The organism is Peribacillus kribbensis DSM 17871 (assembly GCF_000430765.1).
GTDB classification, from domain to species: Bacteria; Bacillota; Bacilli; order Bacillales; family DSM-1321; genus Paraperibacillus; species Paraperibacillus kribbensis.
Genome location: NZ_AUMQ01000022.1, coordinates 138,936 through 160,971 on the forward strand (window position 1 = coordinate 138,936; position 22,036 = coordinate 160,971).

At 42.0% G+C, this 22,036-nt stretch carries 21 protein-coding genes; 5 read left to right on the plus strand and 16 right to left on the minus strand.

Annotated features, from left to right (window positions below):
- Positions 1 to 654 precede the first annotated feature (654 nt).
- From H539_RS0102495 to H539_RS0102510, 3 genes are all read right to left on the minus strand, one after another.
- Positions 655 to 1,527 (minus strand): transcriptional regulator CcpC, encoded by an 873-nt coding sequence (locus tag H539_RS0102495; protein ID WP_026692202.1) that lies wholly within the window; start codon positions 1,525 to 1,527, stop codon positions 655 to 657.
- Between the two features lie 124 nt (positions 1,528 to 1,651).
- Positions 1,652 to 2,098, minus strand: a complete 447-nt coding sequence (gene cbpB, locus H539_RS0102500; protein ID WP_026692203.1) for a cyclic-di-AMP-binding protein CbpB — start codon at positions 2,096 to 2,098, stop codon at positions 1,652 to 1,654.
- Positions 2,099 to 2,618: 520 nt separating this feature from the next.
- Complete coding sequence (locus tag H539_RS0102510; RefSeq protein WP_026692204.1) at positions 2,619 to 2,858, minus strand: YkuJ family protein; 240 nt, start codon at positions 2,856 to 2,858, stop codon at positions 2,619 to 2,621.
- A 314-nt stretch (positions 2,859 to 3,172) separates the two neighbouring features.
- On the opposite strand from H539_RS0102510, the gene H539_RS0102515 reads away from it, so the two are divergent.
- Entirely contained in the window at positions 3,173 to 3,409 is a 237-nt protein-coding gene (locus tag H539_RS0102515) for a glutaredoxin domain-containing protein (RefSeq protein WP_026692205.1), read from the plus strand.
- Between the two features lie 59 nt (positions 3,410 to 3,468).
- On the opposite strand, the gene H539_RS29980 is transcribed toward H539_RS0102515, so the two are convergent.
- Both H539_RS29980 and H539_RS0102525 read right to left on the minus strand, forming a co-directional pair.
- Positions 3,469 to 4,155, minus strand: coding sequence for a DUF3993 domain-containing protein (locus H539_RS29980; protein ID WP_051348408.1), 687 nt, complete (start codon positions 4,153 to 4,155; stop codon positions 3,469 to 3,471).
- 164 nt (positions 4,156 to 4,319) lie between these two features.
- Positions 4,320 to 5,525: an EAL domain-containing protein gene (locus H539_RS0102525; protein WP_026692206.1), complete on the minus strand. Its 1,206-nt coding sequence runs from the start codon at positions 5,523 to 5,525 to the stop codon at positions 4,320 to 4,322.
- 145 nt (positions 5,526 to 5,670) lie between these two features.
- Between H539_RS0102525 and H539_RS27590 the strand changes: the two genes are divergently transcribed.
- Positions 5,671 to 6,405 carry a C39 family peptidase gene (locus tag H539_RS27590; protein ID WP_051348409.1) on the plus strand — a complete coding sequence of 245 codons (735 nt, stop codon included), beginning with the start codon at positions 5,671 to 5,673 and terminating at the stop codon, positions 6,403 to 6,405.
- Positions 6,406 to 6,482: 77 nt separating this feature from the next.
- Here H539_RS27590 and fadH read toward each other — a convergent pair whose 3' ends face one another.
- The 3 genes from fadH to H539_RS0102545 form a co-directional block, all read right to left on the minus strand.
- A complete protein-coding gene (gene fadH, locus H539_RS0102535; RefSeq protein ID WP_026692207.1) occupies positions 6,483 to 7,247 on the minus strand; it encodes a 2,4-dienoyl-CoA reductase in 765 nt (254 codons plus the stop codon).
- A 176-nt stretch (positions 7,248 to 7,423) separates the two neighbouring features.
- Positions 7,424 to 7,909 (minus strand): GNAT family N-acetyltransferase, encoded by a 486-nt coding sequence (locus H539_RS0102540; RefSeq protein WP_026692208.1) that lies wholly within the window; start codon positions 7,907 to 7,909, stop codon positions 7,424 to 7,426.
- Positions 7,910 to 8,020: 111 nt separating this feature from the next.
- Complete coding sequence (locus H539_RS0102545) at positions 8,021 to 8,230, minus strand: hypothetical protein (protein WP_026692209.1); 210 nt, start codon at positions 8,228 to 8,230, stop codon at positions 8,021 to 8,023.
- Positions 8,231 to 8,383: 153 nt separating this feature from the next.
- On the opposite strand from H539_RS0102545, the gene H539_RS0102550 reads away from it, so the two are divergent.
- A complete protein-coding gene (locus tag H539_RS0102550) occupies positions 8,384 to 9,235 on the plus strand; it encodes a metallophosphoesterase (RefSeq protein WP_026692210.1) in 852 nt (283 codons plus the stop codon).
- Between the two features lie 64 nt (positions 9,236 to 9,299).
- On the opposite strand, the gene H539_RS0102555 is transcribed toward H539_RS0102550, so the two are convergent.
- Positions 9,300 to 11,414 (minus strand): sensor domain-containing protein, encoded by a 2,115-nt coding sequence (locus H539_RS0102555; RefSeq protein WP_026692211.1) that lies wholly within the window; start codon positions 11,412 to 11,414, stop codon positions 9,300 to 9,302.
- A gap of 497 nt (positions 11,415 to 11,911) precedes the next feature.
- Between H539_RS0102555 and H539_RS27595 the strand changes: the two genes are divergently transcribed.
- Positions 11,912 to 12,418 (plus strand): YkyB family protein, encoded by a 507-nt coding sequence (locus H539_RS27595; protein WP_051348410.1) that lies wholly within the window; start codon positions 11,912 to 11,914, stop codon positions 12,416 to 12,418.
- A 65-nt stretch (positions 12,419 to 12,483) separates the two neighbouring features.
- Here H539_RS27595 and H539_RS0102565 read toward each other — a convergent pair whose 3' ends face one another.
- From H539_RS0102565 to corA, 3 genes are all read right to left on the minus strand, one after another.
- Positions 12,484 to 13,041 carry an HD domain-containing protein gene (locus H539_RS0102565; protein ID WP_035321809.1) on the minus strand — a complete coding sequence of 186 codons (558 nt, stop codon included), beginning with the start codon at positions 13,039 to 13,041 and terminating at the stop codon, positions 12,484 to 12,486.
- A gap of 50 nt (positions 13,042 to 13,091) precedes the next feature.
- Positions 13,092 to 13,988: a chemotaxis protein gene (locus tag H539_RS0102570; protein WP_026692213.1), complete on the minus strand. Its 897-nt coding sequence runs from the start codon at positions 13,986 to 13,988 to the stop codon at positions 13,092 to 13,094.
- An 86-nt stretch (positions 13,989 to 14,074) separates the two neighbouring features.
- Entirely contained in the window at positions 14,075 to 15,073 is a 999-nt protein-coding gene (gene corA, locus H539_RS27600) for a magnesium/cobalt transporter CorA (RefSeq protein WP_035321810.1), read from the minus strand.
- Positions 15,074 to 15,223: 150 nt separating this feature from the next.
- Between corA and H539_RS0102580 the strand changes: the two genes are divergently transcribed.
- Positions 15,224 to 16,372, plus strand: a complete 1,149-nt coding sequence (locus H539_RS0102580) for an aminotransferase A (RefSeq protein ID WP_026692214.1) — start codon at positions 15,224 to 15,226, stop codon at positions 16,370 to 16,372.
- Between the two features lie 359 nt (positions 16,373 to 16,731).
- On the opposite strand, the gene H539_RS0102585 is transcribed toward H539_RS0102580, so the two are convergent.
- The 4 genes from H539_RS0102585 to H539_RS0102600 all read right to left on the minus strand — a co-directional run bounded on the left by H539_RS0102585 (position 16,732) and on the right by H539_RS0102600 (position 21,360).
- Positions 16,732 to 17,610, minus strand: a complete 879-nt coding sequence (locus H539_RS0102585; RefSeq protein WP_026692215.1) for an NAD(P)-dependent oxidoreductase — start codon at positions 17,608 to 17,610, stop codon at positions 16,732 to 16,734.
- Positions 17,611 to 17,738: 128 nt separating this feature from the next.
- The gene (locus H539_RS0102590; protein ID WP_026692216.1) at positions 17,739 to 18,524 is read right to left on the minus strand and encodes an SDR family oxidoreductase; all 786 of its coding nucleotides are present in this window, start codon (positions 18,522 to 18,524) and stop codon (positions 17,739 to 17,741) included.
- Between the two features lie 138 nt (positions 18,525 to 18,662).
- Positions 18,663 to 20,225 (minus strand): glycine betaine ABC transporter substrate-binding protein, encoded by a 1,563-nt coding sequence (locus H539_RS0102595; protein WP_035321811.1) that lies wholly within the window; start codon positions 20,223 to 20,225, stop codon positions 18,663 to 18,665.
- Positions 20,218 to 21,360, minus strand: a complete 1,143-nt coding sequence (locus H539_RS0102600) for an ABC transporter ATP-binding protein (RefSeq protein ID WP_026692218.1) — start codon at positions 21,358 to 21,360, stop codon at positions 20,218 to 20,220. Before H539_RS0102600 ends, H539_RS0102595 begins: the two co-directional genes overlap by 8 nt.
- Positions 21,361 to 22,036 lie beyond the last annotated feature (676 nt).

A 22,036-nucleotide genomic window follows, 5' to 3' on the forward strand; every position in this document is an offset into this window, starting at 1 on the left:
AATGGAAGGCAGAGACCCGATAAAGAAGACTTGCTGATAGGCGAGCGATAGCGAAGACAGAAGCTTAGTCGCACTTATACTTTAGTGCAAGCATAAGACGAGCAGGCCGTGGGAAGCGCCTTTCTTCCCATGGACTGATTGGCTTATGACTCGAGGGTCTCAGCTTGGAGCTGGATATCATTAAAAGCGCAGAACGGTGCTTTTCAAAGTAGAAAATTTCGGAGAACCTTGATGCAGATCATCTATTAAAAAATAATACTATTTGAAAAGCAGCCTTCCGACTAGCATAAGACGGGCCGTCCATGGGAAGTGCCCTTCCTTCCCATGGACGGCCTGGCTTATGACGGAAGGAAGGGAGTTCGGAGCTGGATATCATTAAAAGCGCAGAACGGTGCTTTTCAAAACAGAAATTTTTGGAGCACTTTGATGAAATTCAGGTTATTTTAAAAACAATACTAATTGAAAAGCAGACACCTGATTGGATAAATAGATCCATTATCCACAGGCAATCTATTCGGACTGCTTTCTTCCCCTGCGGCTAAACCTGTCCGAATAGCAGCATCCTCATTCGGTCACTTTCTTCCTTGGGCCGCATCCTGACTGAATAAGCTGCGCTTTCTTCCTCCCCAGGAGGTCCAGACAGAAAGCTGGATCCTATGATTGCAGAAACTCCTGCACTACCTCCACAAATGCCTTTACTTGTTTTAGCTCAAAGGCGGAATCATAACCCAAAAGCCAGGTGTCCCTTTCAATCGGCTGCTGGAATTCATCCAGAAGGGGGATTTTGTATATATTTCTCTCATTTTCGGTTAGGGTGATTGCGGGAAGGATTGCATATCCGATTCCATTCATCGCCATTTGTTTGCATGTTTCAATTTGGTCAACGACAATGGTCCGTTTGGGTGTTGACTGAAATTGGCGGTGCCACCAGTCATGGATTTCCTGATGATAGCTGGAATCGCTTTTAAATTGAATGAAGGGCCTGTCAGTATCTGTGACCTGCTCTAATTGATTCATTTCTGTGTCCACCAGAAATAATGGATCCTTGAACAGATGTTTTTTGACTCCCTTCCAATCGGGCGTGCCTCTAATAATTCCAATATGTACATGTCCTTCGTATAAGGTTTTCAGAATCTCGCTGCTCCAGCCGGTGATCAAAGATATTTTTGCCTGCGGATATTTGTTCAGAAATTTTTTTAACACCTTTGGCAGCCAATTTAAGCCAACAATGGAGGCACATGCGATTTTTAGCGTTCCATGGACCTTGGAATCAAGGGTTTGGATTTCCTCTTTAATCCTTTCTTCCTTTTCTAAAAATTCATTGGCAAGCTTTACGACAGATTCTCCAGCAGGTGTTAAAGTCAACCCCTTTTGTGACCGTAAAAACAGCTTGGCCCCCCACTCTTTTTCAATGGACTGCAGGCGCTGTGATAAGGCAGGCTGCGAAACAAACAGCCTTTCTGCCGCCTTCCTCATATTCATTTCCTGTGCCAATACTGATAAAAGCTGAAATTCCGTAAATGCCACCTTTATTCTCCTTCAAGTTTATCTTTATCCTTTTTATTATCTATTAACAGTATAGACAACACAAGCCATGCTCTTAGGAAGGGATGGCCAAGCAAAAAAAGCAATAAGCACCCCATCTGGGAGCTTATTGCTTTTTTTGCTGATGGATGGCCTGGTTGAATTTTTTTAGCAGAGTCCTTCTTGTCAGGATTCCTTCGAATATTCCTTCCTCATTTTCCACACAGATAAATGGATGGTCAATGAGCAGATCCAGGCCCTTTTTCAGCCGGTCTGTTATTTTCAGCCTCGGGATGCTGCTGTTCATTACTTCATGAACTTTCTTGTTCTCAAGCTGTTCAAACTCAATTCTCTGCAGTCCCAATATGGAATCTAAGATAGCGGGTGTGCTTAATAGACCGTGGAGTTTGTATTGCGGATCCAAAACTGGAATCGCTGTATATCCTGTTTTGGTCAATACCAATAAGGCATGTTCTAAATTATTTGACACTTGAACGTGTGCCACCCGTTCTGATGGAATAAGAAAATCTTTTATTTCCACTTCCAGTATATCTTCATTATGAAGGCTAATCATGTTTGTATCTCCTCACCCTTCGGATAATGCCCGCTGCTCACTGGGTTAATCCCATCGCAGCATGGGCGGTTATCCTTTATTTGTTTCTATATTCTTTTTTATGAAATCGCACGAAGGACATCTATAAATGATATTCTGATTAGATTGGGCTGTTAACACCCGGCTGTCCATCTCAGCTTCCGTGCTGCATTTCGGACACCTGACTATAGGAAAATCTAACATATCCCATTCCTCCTTATTAGTAGAGTGCAGGAACGGGGCGGGAATATACCAGAAAATCCTCTCGGCTCCAATAAAATAATATCCAATTGAACCTTCTTAAAACAAAGGAAAGAAGGCTGATCCCTCTTTATTGTACCATCATATGCGGCAGGAACTCCACCTAATCCTTTCTGTGGCCCGGCAGTCCACAATCCTAAAAATGACTGATGGCTTCCCTTCGAGGAATACAATAGAACATCAGGTGCCTATCCGCAGTGTGTGGAATAGCCAATAAAAAAAAGCCCTGGAAGGGCTCTTTTTATGGAAGCAGTAAATCAAAAATTTCAATTGCGATCATATCGATATTGTCGAATTGATACTTGGATGATTTGCTTTTATCGTTGAAAACTTCAAGTTCGAATGTTTCCGTCTTATTGAAGAAAGTAACCTGGCATACTCTTACTCCATCTACTTCAAAAAAACGCTGAGCTTGTTCAGTTTCTTTCGCTTGATCCTGAAGATTTTTTAATCTTGTCAGAATTCCCTGCAACTGAGACATGTGCTCACTCCTTTCCATTATGTAAGACCTTAAAAATAGGGTTCACAAATTTTAAGATTCTAATCACTTGCTGCATGTCCAAATTCACAATTTAGTAACCATGCCCATATAATCAGAATAAATTAATGTGACAAATTTGTACATAATAATTGTTCAATATAGAAAAATTAAATGTTTTGCAAAAATTCTATATGAGTTGCAAGGACGGATTATTTATATAAAATAGAAAATAGGACCGGAACTATTTGTCGTCTGGGATCATTCAGGATAAAACTATAATCAGAGCTTGAAGTCTTGCCGATAGGAGTGAAAGCATGCAGCCAACTATCATCCTTTACACACAGCCGGACTGCCCGCCGTGTGAATTTATAAAGTTATTTTTTAAGGAAAATAATATTCCTTTTGAAGAAAAAGACATAAAAAAAGATTCCAGGGCTCGACAAGAACTGACAAAAACATATCAGATCTTTTCTACTCCCGGAATCTTGATTGACCAAACGATTTATACCGCCGCCCAGTTCGATGAGATTAAAGCGGTATTGAATATTTAACGGTCTATAAAAAATGTCTTAGGAAGGAATCCCCCTTCCTAAGACACTTTAATTTTCCCTCATTTAAGAAGGAGCTTTTGCATGGTGTCATATCCCTCACTTAAGAAGCTGAAGTCTATCATGGCAAGGTTTGTCCCTTCAAAAGACTTCCGCGGAGCTTCTTCCGCCCAGCTGAAGAATGGCTTATTTCCTTTTTTTTCTGCATTCACATGGTTTTCTTCACTTTCAGTTGCTGCTTTCTGAGTGCTGTCCGCTGCAGCAGGTTCATCTTCAGGAATAGCGCTATTCGTAATTTTATCGATCTTCCACACATCTTTATCCTTGATCAGCACCACGCTTTCATCATGTGCTTCATAGCTGACAGGACCGCCATTTTGAGCTTCGAAGTGCTGTGTCACGATCGTGGAATCCTTTTTTGGGATAACCTTTGTATGATTGTCATAATCAAAAAAGGGGATATAATAATGCGCTGTATCTGATCCAAGTGTCTGATATGTACCGTTAATTTTCACTATATTTTCCTTCATAAAAACATCGATGAACTTTTCTGTAAAATAGGGCTGCAGCCTTTCTTTTACTGCCGTTAAACTCTGGCCTTCATAACTGAGGGATACCTGCGCTGCAAAAGCCTCGATTAATAGATTATTTGCCGACTCCTTATCCAATCCAGTGTCTGCACTTGCCAGGCCGCTGCTTCCTGCCATTATAAAAAGTGCACCGAGGAATGAACAAAAAAACTTCTTCATACTATCACTCCTTCAATAAAATTCCAAATGACTAATATAAATGCAAGGTTTGTTAATCAAGGTATACCCCGCACAGACATACAAAAACGTCATTCTCCATATTTAAAGCTTTTTCCTTTTCTTAATATATAGAAAAAAGCCATGGAACCCATTTGGGACCACGGCTATAATAAAACATCATTTTCGTATAAATACGAATAGGATAAATCCAGGAATAAATACTTTTGATCATTTAAAGGGAATGAAAATGTTCGTATTGTTTCCCCGGTCTCAATATCGCTATACGAATCGGAAAGAAATCCTTTTTTCTCATGTCTCATCTTAATAATATTTTCTAGGAAATAAGGCCTCCAGCTCCAGTTTTTATCGACATATTCTTCCTGTATCCTCCATTCTCCTCCGCTATAAAAGAGATTTGGGGATTTTTGAAACCCTTCCTCATCACAAATATATAATCTGAAACACATGAACTGCAGTTCTGTCCCAAGTATTTTAAGAAGACTTGTTCCGAATGGCAGCTTCCTATGCCTGGCAAGGAGTTCCTGAAGATGGGTATGGAATTTGGCAGTGAGGTCGTATATAGCCTCAAGCTTTTCCTTTTCAAGAAGAATGAATTGGTGGAATTCCTTTTTAAATTGGTCTCTTAATAAATTCCTAGGTACAAACTGGCCCTCTGGGGGCAGCAAATAATGGCCCTGATAATACCTTCCGCCGTTCTTCCATGCATAATGCATCCCATAATTTGTTTCTATATATTCATACAGGAGGATGGCCCCCATTTTTCGCGCCAGCATCCCAAGTGAATAAAGAATATCCCGGGAAGAATCCCCAGAGTTTTGCAGGGTTTTCAGATTAATTTTCAGAATATGCGGGGAAAGCTGGGCAATTCTATCCATGTGGCTGTTTTCCCCCAGCCTATCGATCGCAAGTTTAATGCCATAAGTCTTGAAGTATGTAAGCATATGGTACAAGGGATCCAGTTCTCCCTTATAAGCAGCTTCAGATATTTCGATCACGATTCTGTTTAATTGCTCTTGCGGAACATACTCCTGCAATATCCGCAAAAATTCCTCACCATGATCCAGCATTAGAAGGTTAGGATCCCGATTGATAAATAACATAAAGGGATCGTCTTGTTGCTCGTTAAACTTCCCAAGGGCAAGCCTTAGAAGATAGTTATCCACCTCAAGCCGATATTCCTCTGGTATGGAACCATCCGAGAAAAAGGGGCCAAGGCTTCTTATCTCATCTTCTTCCTGAAATCTGCCTAATAGTTCATATCCGATTACAAGATGTTCATCCGCACTGAATATTGGTTGAAAATAGGGTTTAATTCTATCCATATTTGTTAAAACCTCAACTGCATCCATATTCTCTCCCCCACCCTCCAATGATGTTTTCTATTTTACCATTTAAATCGGTCAAAAGAGAATGCACTTACCCATTCTTACCAAACATTACGCAGCACCTGCAGTGAAACCCTAACAAGAAATGCGGTTAATGGAGGAGTACTAAATGAGATATACCGTTTCGATTCTGCTGGCGGCAGTTATATTAGGCTCATGCAGCCCGGACCATAGCAGCAGCCCCCATAAAGGAAGCAGGATGAATGTGATGGAGCAGGGTTCCCCCAAAAAGCAGGCCTTAAAAAACTCGGTCAAGCTGGATGTTCCTTTAGTCAAACAAAATCCTGAATTAAAATACGGGTGTGAAATCACCAGCCTGGCCATGGTATTACAGTACGCAGGAATCCATGTGGATAAAATGACCCTGTCCCGGCAGATAAAAATAGAAAACGACCCCTTAATCACTTCAAAGAGTGGAAATATCCTCAGATGGGGAGATCCTGAAAAAGGGTTTGTCGGGGATATGACGGGAGTAAGCAAAAGAGGGTATGCCGTGTATGATAAACCCATTGTGGACCTGATGGAGCGGTATCTGCCCGGACGCACGGTTAATTTGACCAAAAATGATTTCAGCAGCATCCTGTTTCACCTTTCGAATGGATCGCCGGTCATTACCTGGACCACCGGCGATTACAGAGTTCCGGACCGCCCTGAATCATGGAAGCATGGAAATAAAATCATTCATACTCCTATGGATCTCCACGCAGTGGTCGTATGCGGTTATGACAGTCAGTATCTGTATCTGAATGACCCGCTGTCAGGACAAAAAAGCCTTTCTGTACCAAAATCTGTATTTATTCAATCCTGGAAAGCACTTGGATGCAGAGCGGTCAGCTATCAGTAACTCACCGTTTTAGGCAAGAAGAAAAAAAGAATCTCCACTTTCGAAGACATACTCCTTGAAAGTGGAGGGCATGCGGATTAAAAAGGATGCGTATTCAGCCATTGGCCTCCATCCATCGTAATACATTCACCATTTATATAGCCTGCACCTGAAGAAAGCAGAAACCGGGCAAGCTCTGCAATTTCTTCCGGTGTGCCCAGTCTTCTTAAAGGAACAGAGTTCAGCGTCCTTTTGGCGGCTTCATCGGATTCCCAAAGTTTCTCAGCCCCGCCTGTCCTTTCGATGGGACCAGGTGCAATGGCATTCACCCTGATTCCATACTTGCTTCCCCATTCAACAGCAAGAGTCCTCGTCATTGAGAGCACTCCCGCTTTGGCGCTTGCAGAATGGATGACGCCTGCCCCCGCATTCCAGGCATATGTAGCCACCATGTTGATGATGCTTCCCTTGATTCCATTTTCAATCCAGTACTTCCCTGTTTCACTAGAGCAATAAAAGGTTCCATTTAAAACAATATCAATGACCGACTTCCAGCCATTCGGACTCAGCTTCTCTGCAGGACAGATGAAATTTCCGGCTGCATTGTTGATCAAAGAATCAATGGTTCCATATTCTTCGAGTGTTCTCTGGACCATATGCTTTACATGCTCCACTTCCCTAACATCCATTTGAATGGGCAGTATTTGGCCGGGAAGGGAATTCATCTCTTCTTTGGCTGCTTCTAATTTATCCGGATTCCTGCCGGTTATGACTACCTTTGCCCCCTCACTGGCAAACCTCCGGGCCATATATTTTCCCATCCCGCTTGAACCGCCGGTTATGATGATCACTTTATCCTTCATATAGCTTCTCCTCGCTCCCTAAAAAATGAATGACTATTCATTTATCTATTTTATCATCTAAAAACAAAATTTTCTAACAAAACAATGCAAAAAAAAGACTGCAGGCAAACCCGTATTCACCGAATCCGCCCGCAGTCTGTAGTATCACAATTCTTCTATAAGCTGTAAGGAATCGTTCACAGAGTCAGCTGGTAAAATAAAACATCCTGCCATTCTCCGAATTTAAAGCCCACTTCCTTAAAACATCCAGCATACTCAAAACCAAATTTTTTATGCAGCGACACACTAGAATCATTGCCGGCAGTAATGCCTGCCATGATCACGTGGTAGTCCTTTTCCCTTGCTATCGGAATGATGGCAGCCAGCAGCTTGCTTGCCAGTCCTTTACCTCTATGATGCTTTGATACATATATGGAAATTTCCACAGTCTTCTGATAAGCCTTTTTATCCCTGAATGGAGATAAACAGCAATAACCTGCAGCCTCTCCCTCAACGTCGGCAACAATCAAAGGAAATTCTTCTCCATATTTAGAGAACCATTTTTTTCGTTCCTCAATATCCTGTTCGACTAAATCAAATGTTGCTGTTGTGTTCAGAATGGCATCATTGTAGATATCAAGCAGAGCAGGTAAATCTTTTTCTAAACCTGTTCGAATTAACATAAATCCACCCGCAATTATGTATAGTAGTAAAAAGCAGAAAAGAGGTGTGAACCGCTTCCTGCTCATTTATTTTACCTCAATTCTGCAGGGAATCCCAGAAATAATGCAATCCTACTTTTTAGAAAGGATTTGATTTAATGTTAATAGAGAAAGGGTGAGCGTCCATTTTTTATTCTCACCTTTCACGGTAATGGAATATCCCTTATAGCACAGACATACTTCCCCAGGATAACCAGGTCTCTCAAATCCATAGATGTGGAATCTTAATAAGCCGATATTGGCAGGCACCAGCAGCAATTCCTTATAATCAAGATTCCTCATAGCTTCCTCCGGTACTTTTTTTGATTCCTTTTCCCCTTTTGTCTCCCATAAAAACTAAAGGGCCGGAAATCCGGAGGTTATTTCTGTATATGTTCAACTGTATTTTTTAGTCTTTAAAAAAGAAGAAAATACGAAGTAGCTGGGTTGATAGGAATGAAAAAAATCACTCGAAGATCTTTTTTAAAAACAGGTGCCGGTTCTCTGCTGTCACTGGCCGGAGCAGGTCTCGGGGGCAGATACTACGCTGAGAGTGTAGAACCCTACTTGCTTGAGACAAACTTATTTAAAATATTCCATCCTCTTATCCCTGAAGGATTCAACGGCCTCAGAATTGTGCAGTTCAGTGATACACACCTTGGATTTCAATTTGAGCTAAAAGATTTAAAGGCGATTATTGATGAAATAAATAAAATTCAGCCACACCTGATTTTTTTTACGGGTGACCTCATGGATGCTCCGGATCAATATAAAAACAGCAGTGAAATCATTCCTGTCTTAAGTAAACTTAAGGCAAAAGGAAAATACTCCATTTACGGAAATCACGACCATGGAGGTTATGGAACGGATGTATACAGGAATATCATGGAAGGGTCCGGTTTTACTATGCTGAGAAATGAGCATGAAAAGCTTGTCCTTCCGACATCCGACAAAATCATCATTGCGGGCATTGACGACGCCATGCTTGGAAAGCCCGATATTGCTGCCGCCTTAAAGGGGACAGGAAATGAGTATAAAATTATCCTTTCACATGCTCCAGATCTTGCAGATGAAATTTCAAGCTATGATATACACCTCCAGCTCAGCGGACATAGCCATGGCGGCCAGGTGCAGCTCCCTTTTTACGGGGCATTGGTCACTCCCCCATTCGGAAAAAAATACCCTGAAGGTTTTTATGACATCAGGTCACTGAAGCTCTATGTTAATAGAGGACTGGGAACCACCCGGCTTCCATACCGTTTTTTATCACGACCGGAAATTTCCATTTTCGAGCTGCATAATGCCTGAACCAAAAACATCTTATTATGATAAAGAAAGCTGATCCACAGTTGGACCAGCTTCCGGGCTTCATCTAAAGAGCGATTGTACGGTTTAATAATTTCTCCACTTCTGCTGGAGGCAGCGGCCGGGAATATAAAAAACCCTGAACTTTTTGGCAGTTTGCATCCTTTAAAAAGCCTGCCTGTTCCGGAAGTTCTACCCCTTCTGCAATGACCTCCAGCCCCAGGCTTTGGGCAAGATGGATAATCGTGGTGGTAATGGCTGCATCCTTTTGATCAGAAAGAATTTCCTTTACAAAGGATTGATCAATCTTAAGTGTATCAAGAGGGAATTGCTTTAAATAACTTAAAGAAGAGTAGCCGGTGCCAAAGTCATCGACAGAAATGGACAATCCAATTTCTTTTAGTCTTTTAACAATGGTCAGGCTCTCCGATATGTCCTGGATCGCCCCTTCTGTTATTTCCACTTCCAGCCTTGAAGGGCGGATCCTGTATTTTTCAATCGTAACCTTGATCTTATCCACAAGCTGAGGCTGTAAGAATTGCTTTGGTGACAGGTTAATGGCAACCTTTAGTTCGTTAAGGCCCTTTTCATCCCATTCGACCATCTGCCTGCACACCTCTTCAAATACCCATTCCCCGATGGGGACGATGAGAGCCGTATCCTCTGCAAGGGGAATAAATTCTGCTGGGGAGACATAGCCCAGGGTGGGATTATGCCACCTCAGAAGCGCTTCCAAACTCTCAATTTCATTTGTAAGTAAGTTGACCTGCGGCTGATAATACAGGGTCAATTCTCTTTTATCAATCGCTCTCCGGAGATTGGACTCCATCACTACGATGTTTGGCTGATGAAGCAGAATTTCCTTGCTGTAAAATTGATAATGCGATTTCCCCCTTTCCTTGACCTGCCGCAGTGCTCCATCTGCTTTCCTGATTAACGATTCGCTGTCGAACCCATCACCGGGGTACATGCTGATTCCTATGCTTGAAGAGATATAGTAATCCTGGCGATTTAACACAAAAGGGAATTTTAATAATTTGAATAAGATCCCGGCGAATTCCTCCGTTTCTGCTTTATTTACATTTTTTATCAGGATCGTGAATTCGTCGCCTCCCTGACGGTAGACTCTATAATCATACCCCGGAATGCCGGCTATCCGATTAGCAAAATCACGAAGCAGGATATCGCCCATATTATGGCCCAGAGAATCATTCAGGAGTTTAAACCGATCCAGGTCAATGCTTAAGATTGCAATTTCCTTTTTAGCCTGAAGTCTTTCTGCTGCTATCATCTCATCCAGGTCCCTGATTAATGCCGGCCTGTTTAAAAGTCCGGTCAATTGATCATGAAAGGCCATATACTTAATCGTTTCGATATTGTGCAGCTGGGAGGAAATATTCCTCATGATGAGGTATATTCCTTTGACCGTTTCGGAAATGATAATAGGAATGGTCCTTAGATGAACCTGGATTTTCTCCCCGCTTTTATGAGTGAATGCCAGTTCTGAGGATTCAAGCGCCTTTCCTTTAATAGACTGCTCAAATAGGTTGTTAAAGTTCTGGCGGTCACTGTCTTTCCAATACAGAAAAATTTCGCTGTCCTGAAGTTCTTTTTCTGTATATCCTGTCGTACTATAAGCGGAGTTATTTGTGCTGAGTATGCTTCCTTTTAAATCCAGAGAAAAAATGGAATCCATGTTATGATCAATGATGGATCTGAATCGTTCCTGGCTTTCAATGAGTGCATGCTTCTCATGTACGGTTTCAGTTATATCCCGTGTCACACTTACAATGATTTGAATCTCACCACTGTCGTCCCTGACCGGAGTCAATATGGATTCACCAAAAAAAGTACTGCCATCCATAGCCGCCGCATTATCTTTAAAGCTGACAATGCTTCCCGTTTCGATGACTTGATTATAGTAATAAATAATTTCATCGGCTTTTTCTGGTGGAAGAACCTCCTGGATCAGCATGCCTGCGCATCCGGCATCCAGCGATGCCTTTTCAATTCCAACTTTATTGGCAAACAAATAGCGGAACTGGCCTTTTCCTTCTGCCTTCATAATAAAAAGCATATCTTTTACATGTTTAAATACAATATCAAAAATAATTTTTTCGATGGTTTCTCTATTTGAAAAATTACCAATCTCTTTTTTTAACCGCGCATTTAAGTTATTCATCATTCAGCACCTAGGATGGAATATTATCCGAATTTTGTTAGTTTTTGTATACAGTCATTTTACAAGATAATACCTATATTATCGAAAAAAATTTTAAAGAAGATCGATAAATAGTTCTTTTTACCCATTTTTTCTATTCCTCAGGTCTCCCACAATATAAAATACAAGTTACAAATGAAGTGAAAGTTTACGGATTTAGTCTATTTTTAAGTAAATAGAAGCTTTTATTCCCTACTTTTGAAGCAAATTTTTGGAATTGTGTTTAATACTTATGCATATAGGGCAAACCGAGAAGGAACAGATTTTATCCACTTGATAAAAAATTATCTTTAAAAATCATGAAAATTTATTTCTCTTTACTAAAGTCAATAGTGATATAATTATTAATGGCTCTTTTATCGGACACCTCTAACGACTTAAAATCGCACAGACCTGACGACCTCGAGCTTTGTGTACATGACAAAAAAAGAAACTGTATTAATTGAAAGGAGCCTGTTATGGATCAGCCCAGCAGGGGCATTGCAAATGAACCAATTGCTGTTCACACACTCGCTCAAGCGATATTTGTAGTCAATAAGCATGCAAAGACTGCCTTGAAGCCCCAAAGCCTCTACTATCTCAAGCAAAAAGCATTAAATCAGTTAATTAAAGAAGGAAAAGCCAAAAAGGTTGGACTCCATTTTTCCGATAACCCAAAAAACTCCCGGCAGCAATCCGATGTCATTGTGGAATGCGGTGAATATATTTTTCATCTGCCGCCTACAAGAGAGGACAAAACTTCACTTCCTCATTTAGGAAACCGGCTGACAGAAAAACGAAATCCGAAGGCTCAGGTATCACTTTCAAAGGCAAGAGCGATCATTCAAAAATATCTCGGCATTGAAAACACAGAGCAGCAGAATAAAAAGGATTTTCCAAAAAGGAAACGGGATCAATGGAAAAAGAAACCCGACTGCTTTGCATCCTCTTTCCTTGGAAATGATTTGAACTTTTATAAAAGATAACAGGAGTATATTAAAAAGACCGGACGCCAAAAGGGACTAACCTCCCCCTTAGCATCCAGTCTTTTTTATTTTTTCAAATCAGCTGCCAGCCTGCTCAGCTCGTAAAAAAACGGGGGAATGTCCGGTTCTCCCAAGTTTTCTAAAACAGCTGCTGCCGCTTCGGAATAATACCAGGCTTGTTTGTCCTTTCCCCTTTTAAAGAAATTCCACACAGCCGCTCCCTGAATGTTATATCCCTCAAGGATACTTCTCAGATTATCGAGCTTATCTGCAGCAATCAGTGCCTTGACTTCCAGTGATGCCGTCCTTGCATAGCGGATTGTATGACTTTTTCTTTCTTCCCAGCTCTGTGTCTTATTCTCTGTGTTTCCCGCCACAAGGGCCGCAACCTCCGGACCGAACTTTAAGGCGATATCCCCGGAAGAAAAAGCTGTATCCTCCACCACATCATGAAGATATGCTGCAGCGATCACCTCATCCCGGAACCCTGCTTCCTTGAGTATTTGAGCGACATTCTCCGGATGCTGAAAATATGGCAGACTGCCAAGCTTTCTTATCTGCCCTTTATGGGCTTGTAACGAAAAGTCCCTGGCTTCCGTGATCAAATCAGATCCACTATCCATTTCAGGCACTCCCCCTTCATTGTTCAAATGCAAAAGATTCCGAGCGGAAATTATAAAACAAGCTGGTCTATAAGATTGATAAGCTCAACAATCTCCGGCTTGCTGACCTGCCCGTCCGCTCCTACTATTTTTCCCTTATGCCTCAAATCATCCGTGATAAGAGATGAAAATATAATAACCGGAATATCGGACAGCCCTTCAGTGGATTTGATTTGTTTCGTCAAATAATGACCATCCATTTTTGGCATTTCTATATCTGTTATTAAAAGCTGTACCTCTTTTGTGATTTCCGCTTTGTTCAGGGAGTGTAAATAATTCAGGGCTTCCTCGCCATTATTGAAGAATGTTATATGCTGAAAGCCAGCTTTATGCAAAGTTTCCTTTAAAAGGCCCTGAAGCAGCAATGAATCTTCAACTGCAATGATCCGCTTTTTCGACCGCTCACCGCTTTCCATCCTTTCAACTTCGTCTGCCTGGATGGCAGAATCCGGATGAATGTCTGCCACCATCTTTTCAAAGTCCAATAGCAAAATAAATTCATCCCCCAATTTTATGACGCCGGTAAGCTGGCTGGCAGATCCCTGGTAGATTCCTTCCGGCTTCTCAATCGAAGCCCAGGATGTCCTGTGAATCTGGGTAACATTATGAACATGAAAAATTAGTTTCTGCTTATTGAACTCTGTGACAATGAATTTATCCTCCTCAGGTTTTTCAGAAGGAGGCAGCCCCAGCGCTTTTGCTGTATCGACTACAGGCATGATTTCTCCCCTCAGCTCTATGATTCCCTCAATCGTTTCATGAATCTGGGGAATGAAGGTTACAGGGACTCTGTTGATAATTTCCTTTACTTTTATCACGTTAATGCCAAATTTACTTTGGCCAATCAAAAACTCCACCACTTCTATTTCATTTGTTCCGCTTTCAAGCAGGATTCCATTTTGCTTCAATGTCTTTCGCTCCTAAATAAATGTTATATCCTTTTTATCGGAACTTTTGGCCTCTTTCTTTAGCAGGAATTCTCGTTTCCCTCTGGCTACCTCGAGTTGTTCGTTCTTCTGGTTTTGGGTACCCTGATTTTTTTTGTCCCAAGCCACCCTTTTAACTTAAAGAAATAAAACATGCAGCATCCGATAAGCAGCATGACCAAGAGCACAATGAAATAGCCATATTTATAATGCAGCTCCGGCATATTATCGAAATTCATTCCGTATATGCCTGCAATGAAGGTCAATGGCATAAAAATCGTGGTTATGACAGTAAGCGTCATCATGATGTTATTCATTGTATTTGAATTCATGGATATGTAGCTGTCTCTAATATCTGACGAAAGTTCCCTGAAGGAATCCAGCATTTCTGCCAATTTTAGGAGATGATCATAAATATCATTGAAATACAATTTTTGATCCTTTAGGAAGCTTAATCGTTCTGAATTGATAATCCTGTAAAATAAGTCTCTCATTGGAATGAGGGTCTTTCTTATTTTATTGAGGTCGCCTCTCAAATCAAACAATTCCTCCATAACATCCGAAGTCGAATTCCTGCTTGGATTGTCATCCAGATCAGAAAGCATTTCTTCTAAATCCATCATTAAGGGGAAAAAGTTATCCACGATTTTATCGATTATCGAATGAGCGACGAAAAAGGGACCCTTTTGGTTATGGGTGTCTTCCTTAAATCCTTCCCAGATCCTTTCTAATTCAGGCAGCGGCTTCTTATGGAAGGTGACGACATCCCTTCCATTGATAAATAAATCAATTTCCTCCGCCTCAAGTGTAGAATGATCGAGTGCATGTACCACAATGAATTGATAATTCTCATAAAAGTCGATCTTTGGCCTTTGGAGGAAATCATCAATACAATCCTCAACCGCCAGGGGATGATAATGAAAAAAGGATTCCAAAAACAAAGATTCTTCTCTGGACGCATTAGAAAAATCTGTCCAGCTCCATTTAATATCTTCTTTCCGTGTTTCCTCGAGGGACAGGTTTTCAAGAACCTCCCCTTTTTCTGTTATTGCAAATGTTTTAATCACGCATTCCACTCCTGCCTCAGCCTAGCTTAAAGAGTATTCTTATTATGAATGTATCATAAAAAAATGAACAGTTGTTTTTCGCTTGCCCGCTAAAAGTGCTAGAATATTATTATGCACTTTTAGCGTAAGGATTTCTAGGAGGATTACATAATGGAAGAACACTTAAATTCATTGGTGACAGAAATAGAATTATCAGGAATAAGGAAATTTTTCAATATGGTTTCCCAATATGAAGATGTTGTCTCACTTACCATCGGACAGCCCGATTTCCCTACTCCTCAGCACATCAAAGATGCGGCAGTGAAGGCCATCCAAGAGGATTTTACCGGCTATACCCATAATGCAGGATTTTTTGAGCTCCGAGATGCAGTTTCCCGCTATATGAAGAAAAAATATGGTGTATCCTACAACCCGGAATCCGAGGTCATTGTTACAACAGGGGCAAGCGAAGCAATCGATATCGCACTTAGGACGATCCTCACACAGGGAGATGAAGTCATTCTTCCAAGCCCGGTCTACCCAGGATACGAGCCATTGGTAAAGCTTGCCGGAGCCAAGCCAATTTATGCTGATATTACAAAGAACGGCTTCAGAATGACAGCTGATGTGATTGAAAATTGTATGACTGGGAAAACCAAATGCATTATCCTTCCTTACCCTTCCAATCCAACCGGAGTCACTTTAACGAAAGAAGAACTTAAGGAGATAGCTGAGCTTGTAAAGGGAAAAGGCATTTTTATCCTGGCTGATGAAATCTACAGCGAACTCCTTTATTCCGAGAAGCATAGCTCGATAGCGGAATTCTTAAAAGAGCAAACCATTCTAATAAACGGACTGTCCAAATCCCATTCTATGACAGGCTGGAGGATCGGCTTTTTATTTGCTCCCGAAACGATCGCCAAGCACATTTTAAAAGTGCATCAATATAATGTAAGCTGTGCGTCTTCTATTTCGCAAAAGGCAGCTTATGAGGCCGTTACTGCCGGATTTGATGATGCAAAAGCCATGCGCGAGGAATACAGGGTAAGAAGGGACTTTGTCTATAAGCGACTTAAAGAATTAAACTTTGATGTGACCATGCCTGATGGTGCCTTTTACTTTTTTGTGAGAATCCCGGAAGGCTTTTCATCCTCACAGGAATTCGCCCTTCAGCTGCTAAAAGAGCAGAGGGTGGCGGTCGTTCCTGGAGACGCATTTTCCGACCTAGGAGAAGGATACGTCAGGATCTCCTATGCCTATTCAATGGATACCCTGAAAAAAGCCATGAACAGGATGGAGGAATTTCTTAAAAACAGGTAAGAAAAGCCAGAAAAATGTTTAATTAAAGACTGTAGACCGTTTGGTAACATATCAATTGGTCTACAGTCTTTCTTATGGGTCTTGCTTTAAAAATGAGCTGACTGAGTTCCATTCCAGGCGCTTCGCTTTCCGTGGGGCGGGCGGTGAGCCTCCCCGGCTTGGCCTGCGGGGTCTCATCTGTCCCGCTAATCCCGCTTAGAAAAGCGGAGAACGGTGCTTTGCAGACCACATAAAAGTTAAGCAGAATGAGCCGCATAATTTATTCAAGAGACATTACTCTGGTACCATACAAGTATTAGTCCACTATAAAACTGAATATAAAAAAGGGTTGGGAATTGATCATTCCTAACCCTTTTATTTTACTGTGCCCAATACTTATATAAGGCATGTGTTCCGCTGTTTTCCTCTCCTGAGGCAGCCAGTTTTTCGTACATGGACTTGGCGAGCGATAAGCCCGGCAGCTCCAGTCCCATTTTTTCTGACTCATCGAGCGCGATCTTCATATCTTTAATAAAATGCTTAATATAGAATCCCGGCTCGAAGTTCCCCTGGATCATTCTAGGCGCAAGATTGGAGAGGGACCAGCTTCCGGCTGCACCGGATGATATGCTCTTCAAGACATGCTCCGGATCCAGACCTGCTTTTTCTCCATAGACGATGGCTTCGCACACTCCAATCATATTGGAGGCAATGGCGATTTGATTGCACATTTTCGTATGCTGTCCCGCTCCGGCTTTTCCCTGATACTGAACATTATTACCCATTGCTTCCATTATAGGCTTCAGGAATTCAAAGTCCTCTTCATCGCCGCCTGCCATGATGCTCAAAGAGGCATTTTTCGCTCCTACATCCCCTCCGGATACAGGGGCGTCAATGGAATGCATGCCCTTTTTCCGTGCTTCTTCATAAATCTTCCGGGCAAGGCTTGGTGTGGATGTGGTCATATCGATTAGATAGGTCCCTTCTCTGCCATTGGTAACAACACCATCTTCTCCCAGATACACTTCTTCTACGTCCTTTGGATACCCGACAATGGATATGACAACCTGCGCCTGCTCTGCGATTGCCCGCGGCGATTCTGCCCACTGGGCACCTTTATCCAGCAGTTCCTGCGCTCTCTCTTTTGTCCTTGTATAAACCACTACAGGGTGTCCCTTCTTCAGCAGCTGGCCAGCCATGCTGCTGCCCATGACTCCCGTCCCGATAAAACCAATAGCTAGATTTTCAGTGTTTGTCATTTATTATCATCCTTTATATTTTCTAAAATAGCTGTTTTGACAAAATTTGTTGCTTTGGAACAAGGGCGTTGGTAATGGGATCGCTTTTCAACTCTTTAAAAAACAACAATCTTTTAGAAAAGAGCCTTTTAAATGGACTTGACCATTCCCCCGTCTATCAGGAAAGAGCTGCCTGTCATATATGTATTGGCATCAGATACCAGGAAGGCCACCACATTGGCGAATTCCTCCGGCCTTCCATATCGGCCCAGCGGAATCTGTCCCTTCATTTTCTCTTCCACTGTTTCAACCGGCTGGCCTGACTTTTCTGCATTCACCTCATCCAGGTGGCGCACCCTGTCTGTTGCGATTCTCCCGGGTGCCGCTGTATTGATTAATATATTATAAGGTGCAAGCTCACTTGCCAAGGTTTTGGAGAGGCCGACAATGGCTGTTCTAAAGGTATTGGATAAAATTAAACCAGGAATCGGTTCTTTAATAGAAGATGAGGCAATATTCACAATTCTGCCGCCATTTTTCTTCATATGAGGCAGCGCTTCTCGGATCAGCCGGATATAGCTCAATAAATTCAGTTCAAAAGAATTCTGCCATTCCGTATCTGATAGGCTTTCGAAGGATCCTGCCGGAGGTCCGCCGGCATTATTGATCAGAATATCAAGCGTCCCAAATTCTGTTACCGTTTTTTCTACAATCCTGGCAATATCTTCGGATGACGTGATATCTCCGGCTATGTAGACTACCCGGCCTTTTTGAAGCTGACTGAGTTCCTCTTGCACCTGCATCAGTTTTTCTTCGCTTCTGCTCGTAATCGCCACATTGGCCCCTTCTTTTACGAGTGCTTCAGCGATGGCTTTTCCCAGCCCCTGGCTGGAAGCGGCAACTAACGCGGTTTTTCCTGACAAATGATAATTCATGTTCTGCCTCCTCTTCCCTTTTGTGTTATATCTTTATTTTACTTGATATTTTATAGGGTTACAAAACGGATGACTTGAAGAAACAGAAAGGCTGTGAGAAGAAGAAAAGCTGACCCGCATTTGAGTCAGCTTGATCCCTTAATCAATTAACTTTTTCTTTTTCAAAAATGCACGCGCCACGTCTCTTGGTTCTTTTTTATCCAGATCGACCTGGGCATTCATTTCAGCCATATCCCCTTCAGAAATTTTACCTGCAAGCTCATTGACCGCAGCTCTAAGCTTTGGATATTTTTTCAGTGTATCTTCTCTGATAACGGCAGCCGCATAATATGGAGGGAAGAACTTTTTGTCGTCTTTAATAGTCTTCAAATGGAATCTTACAATCCTTCCATCTGTCGTAAACGCAGGGATTGCCTCCACCTTATTTTCCTTCACCGCAGTGTACATGAGGTTGGCATCCAGGCTGCGCTTGTCCTTAAAGTTCAGATCATATGCTTTGGCAAAGGCGGTATATCCGTCCTCTCGTTCGTAAAATTCAGTCGGTGCACCGAAAATCACATCAGGAGATTTTGAAGCAAGCTCTGAAATCGTCTTTACATTCAATTTTTTGTATGCCTGCTGATTCAAGGTCAAGGCATATGTATTTTCAAAACCGAGAGGCTTCATCCATTCAAGGTTATATTTATCATGATACCCCTGTTTTACTTTTCTGTAGATATCATCCGCTGAATCAGTTGGATCATATTTTTCCTTAAGAATAGTAAGCAGCCCTGTTCCTGTATATTCCACATACATATCGATATCGCCTTTTTTGATAGCCTGGGTCAAAATCGGCGTTTCTCCCAGTCCCTCTCTGACCTGGACTTTATAATCCGTTTTATTTTCCACATATTCTGAAATGATGTAAGGAAGGATGTATTGCTCAGTCCATTTTTTCCCCGCAATGACCACCGTATCATCTGAGGTTCCTCCCCTGAACCCCAAGAACAGAAGGACTGCGGCTATAGGGACAAGAACATAGGCAGCTTTTTTCCACGTAAACACAGACTTCCTTCTGTTAAGCGGATTGGACGATGCTTCAATGCGCTTTAATATAAGGTCGATTACGATAGCGAGGACAGCCGCAGGGATCGCTCCTGCAAGCACAAGTTCATTCCTTGTCGTGGAAAGGCCCCTATAGATTAAATCTCCCAATCCTCCAGCACCGATAAAGGCAGCCAGAGTGGCTACTCCAATCGTTAAAACAGTGGCGGTACGAAGCCCGGCCATAATAACCGGCATGGCCAGCGGAAGCTCAATCATCCGAAGGATCTGCCCCTGTGTCATTCCCATGCCTTTTCCTGCTTCAACTGCTGACTTGTCTACACCTGTCAGACCTGTATATGTATTTTGCAACAGCGGGAGAAGGGCATAAATCGTAAGGGCAATGATAGCCGTAACACTACCTATCCCAAATACCGGAAGAAGAAATCCGAAAAGCGCCAGGCTCGGGATTGTCTGGAACACAGACACAACACCGATCACTCCGTTGGCAATCCGTTTCCTCCTGGCAATAAAAATACCCAAAGGAATGGCAATGAGTGTTGCAATAGCAATGGAAACTACGGATAAAAACAAATGCTGCTGAAGACCCTCTAAAATATCTGGCCATCTTGTGCGAAATGTATCAATAAGCGAACCCCAAAAGCTTTCTTTATTCATTTATACTTCCTCCTTCCCCAGCTGACGGTTTTATGCCCGCAAGCCCTCTCATCATGGAGGACCTTGTAATCAGCCCGGCAAGTTTTCCATTTGACAGGACAGGGATGGAGACTGCTCCTCCAGCAAAAAGGCCAGCCACCTCTGAATAAGGGGTATCCGCCTGTACAGATAGGAAGTTCTTCCTCATGATATCATTCAGTGTTTTCGTTTCATCATTATAATATTGCTCGACATCATCAATGGTTGCCACTCCGAGCAGCCGATTTTCCTGGTCGGTTACAAGGAGGCTGTCCACATTATATGTCCTCATGGTTTTAAGAGACTGCGCAAGCCCTCTGATTGGCTTTGCGGTTATCACTTTCTTCAGCATAAGGTCGCTTGCATCAGGGCCGGAATTAATCTCTCTGTCCAGCCTCTCCTCTCCTATGAAGCCCCTGACAAAGTCATTTGCCGGGTGCCGCAGGATTCTCTCTGGTGTATCAAATTGAATGATTTCTCCATCTTTCATGATGGCAATGCGGTCAGCAATTTTAATGGCTTCGTCCATATCATGGGTAACGAAAACAATCGTCTTCTTAATATTTTCCTGCAGCTGTACCAATTCATCCTGCAGCTGCTCTCTGCTGATCGGATCAAGGGCGCTGAATGGCTCATCCATTAAGATAATAGGCGGCTCAGCCGCAAGGGCCCTGATAACCCCTACCCTCTGCTGCTGTCCTCCGCTTAAGTCTCCTGGAAAACGGGTTTTATATACCTCTGGATCTAGGCCTACCAAATTAAGCAGCTCGTCTACTTTCTTTATGTATCGTTCCTTTTCCCACCCCTTTAGACGGGGAACAAGCGTAATATTATCCTCGATGGTCATATGGGGAAGGAGACCGATCTGCTGGATGACATACCCAATATTCCGACGAAGGTGTACAGGATCAGTCTTTGATGTATCCTCCCCGTTAATCAAGATGGTCCCGCTTGTAGGTTCCATTAAACGGTTAATCATTTTCATGGTGGTGGTTTTACCGCAGCCGCTTGGCCCGATCAGAGCAACCAGCTCCCCCTCGTCAATTTCAAAATTAATGTCCTTGAGGGCAATAAATCCATCTGGATATTTCTTTTGTACATGCTTAAATGTAATCAATGGCATAAATCCCTTCATAGATTTTTTTAATTTGCAGGAATATTTTTAGCTGTATGTTTGCATAATGCGGGCATATGATCAGCTGGTGCTTAGTTGGAGGAAAGGTGAGGAAAGGATGTTTAGATATGTTGAATGGAAATAAGGATAATCAGACTGAATCCTGTATACGATGTAATGACATTCTTAGCTCCGAATCACTTTATAACAATTCCCTAAAGCCCCAGTGTTAGTGTTATTTTGTACAATCCCAATAAAAATTATCTGAAACATATATGCATTGATGAATGAACCTCAAAAATAACAGCAGCTACCCTGCAAATTAAAATATTAAAATAATATTTTTTTGAATACCCTTTCTAATCTGTGCCTAAACCTTTTTTCTATTTTCAATAGATTAGGAATAAAAAAACCAGCTAATCTTTAGATTAGCTGGTAAAGGGGGGAAATGAGAATGTAAGCTGCATAAACTAGATCACATTCAAATTGTTGCTATTCATTGTTTACCCTGATATAAACCGCATAAACATCTTTATCCATTTTTTTATTTTTATTTGGGTTCAGCTCAGGTTAAAACTCATTCAGACACCTTCTGGACCATTCCCCTGCAGATCGGATCATTAACAAAACGGCCAGGCCTTCAACATATACTTTGGATCATTAATAAGTGATTTTGGCT

What these genes read in the sequence shown, in the direction of transcription:
- H539_RS27590 (WP_051348409.1), top strand. Translation starts at nt 5,671, where the DNA reads ATGAGATATACCGTTTCGATTCTGCTGGCGGCAGTTATATTAGGCTCA.
- H539_RS0102540 (WP_026692208.1), bottom strand. Translation starts at nt 7,909, where the DNA reads ATGTTAATTCGAACAGGTTTAGAAAAAGATTTACCTGCTCTGCTTGAT.
- H539_RS0102515 (WP_026692205.1), top strand. Translation starts at nt 3,173, where the DNA reads ATGCAGCCAACTATCATCCTTTACACACAGCCGGACTGCCCGCCGTGT.
- H539_RS27595 (WP_051348410.1), top strand. Translation starts at nt 11,912, where the DNA reads ATGGATCAGCCCAGCAGGGGCATTGCAAATGAACCAATTGCTGTTCAC.
- H539_RS0102525 (WP_026692206.1), bottom strand. Translation starts at nt 5,525, where the DNA reads ATGGATGCAGTTGAGGTTTTAACAAATATGGATAGAATTAAACCCTAT.
- H539_RS0102510 (WP_026692204.1), bottom strand. Translation starts at nt 2,858, where the DNA reads ATGTCTCAGTTGCAGGGAATTCTGACAAGATTAAAAAATCTTCAGGAT.
- H539_RS29980 (WP_051348408.1), bottom strand. Translation starts at nt 4,155, where the DNA reads ATGAAGAAGTTTTTTTGTTCATTCCTCGGTGCACTTTTTATAATGGCA.
- H539_RS0102545 (WP_026692209.1), bottom strand. Translation starts at nt 8,230, where the DNA reads ATGAGGAATCTTGATTATAAGGAATTGCTGCTGGTGCCTGCCAATATC.
- fadH (WP_026692207.1), bottom strand. Translation starts at nt 7,247, where the DNA reads ATGAAGGATAAAGTGATCATCATAACCGGCGGTTCAAGCGGGATGGGA.
- H539_RS0102580 (WP_026692214.1), top strand. Translation starts at nt 15,224, where the DNA reads ATGGAAGAACACTTAAATTCATTGGTGACAGAAATAGAATTATCAGGA.
- H539_RS0102550 (WP_026692210.1), top strand. Translation starts at nt 8,384, where the DNA reads ATGAAAAAAATCACTCGAAGATCTTTTTTAAAAACAGGTGCCGGTTCT.
- cbpB (WP_026692203.1), bottom strand. Translation starts at nt 2,098, where the DNA reads ATGATTAGCCTTCATAATGAAGATATACTGGAAGTGGAAATAAAAGAT.
- H539_RS0102590 (WP_026692216.1), bottom strand. Translation starts at nt 18,524, where the DNA reads ATGAATTATCATTTGTCAGGAAAAACCGCGTTAGTTGCCGCTTCCAGC.
- H539_RS0102595 (WP_035321811.1), bottom strand. Translation starts at nt 20,225, where the DNA reads ATGAATAAAGAAAGCTTTTGGGGTTCGCTTATTGATACATTTCGCACA.
- H539_RS0102565 (WP_035321809.1), bottom strand. Translation starts at nt 13,041, where the DNA reads ATGGATAGTGGATCTGATTTGATCACGGAAGCCAGGGACTTTTCGTTA.
- H539_RS0102585 (WP_026692215.1), bottom strand. Translation starts at nt 17,610, where the DNA reads ATGACAAACACTGAAAATCTAGCTATTGGTTTTATCGGGACGGGAGTC.
- H539_RS0102555 (WP_026692211.1), bottom strand. Translation starts at nt 11,414, where the DNA reads ATGAATAACTTAAATGCGCGGTTAAAAAAAGAGATTGGTAATTTTTCA.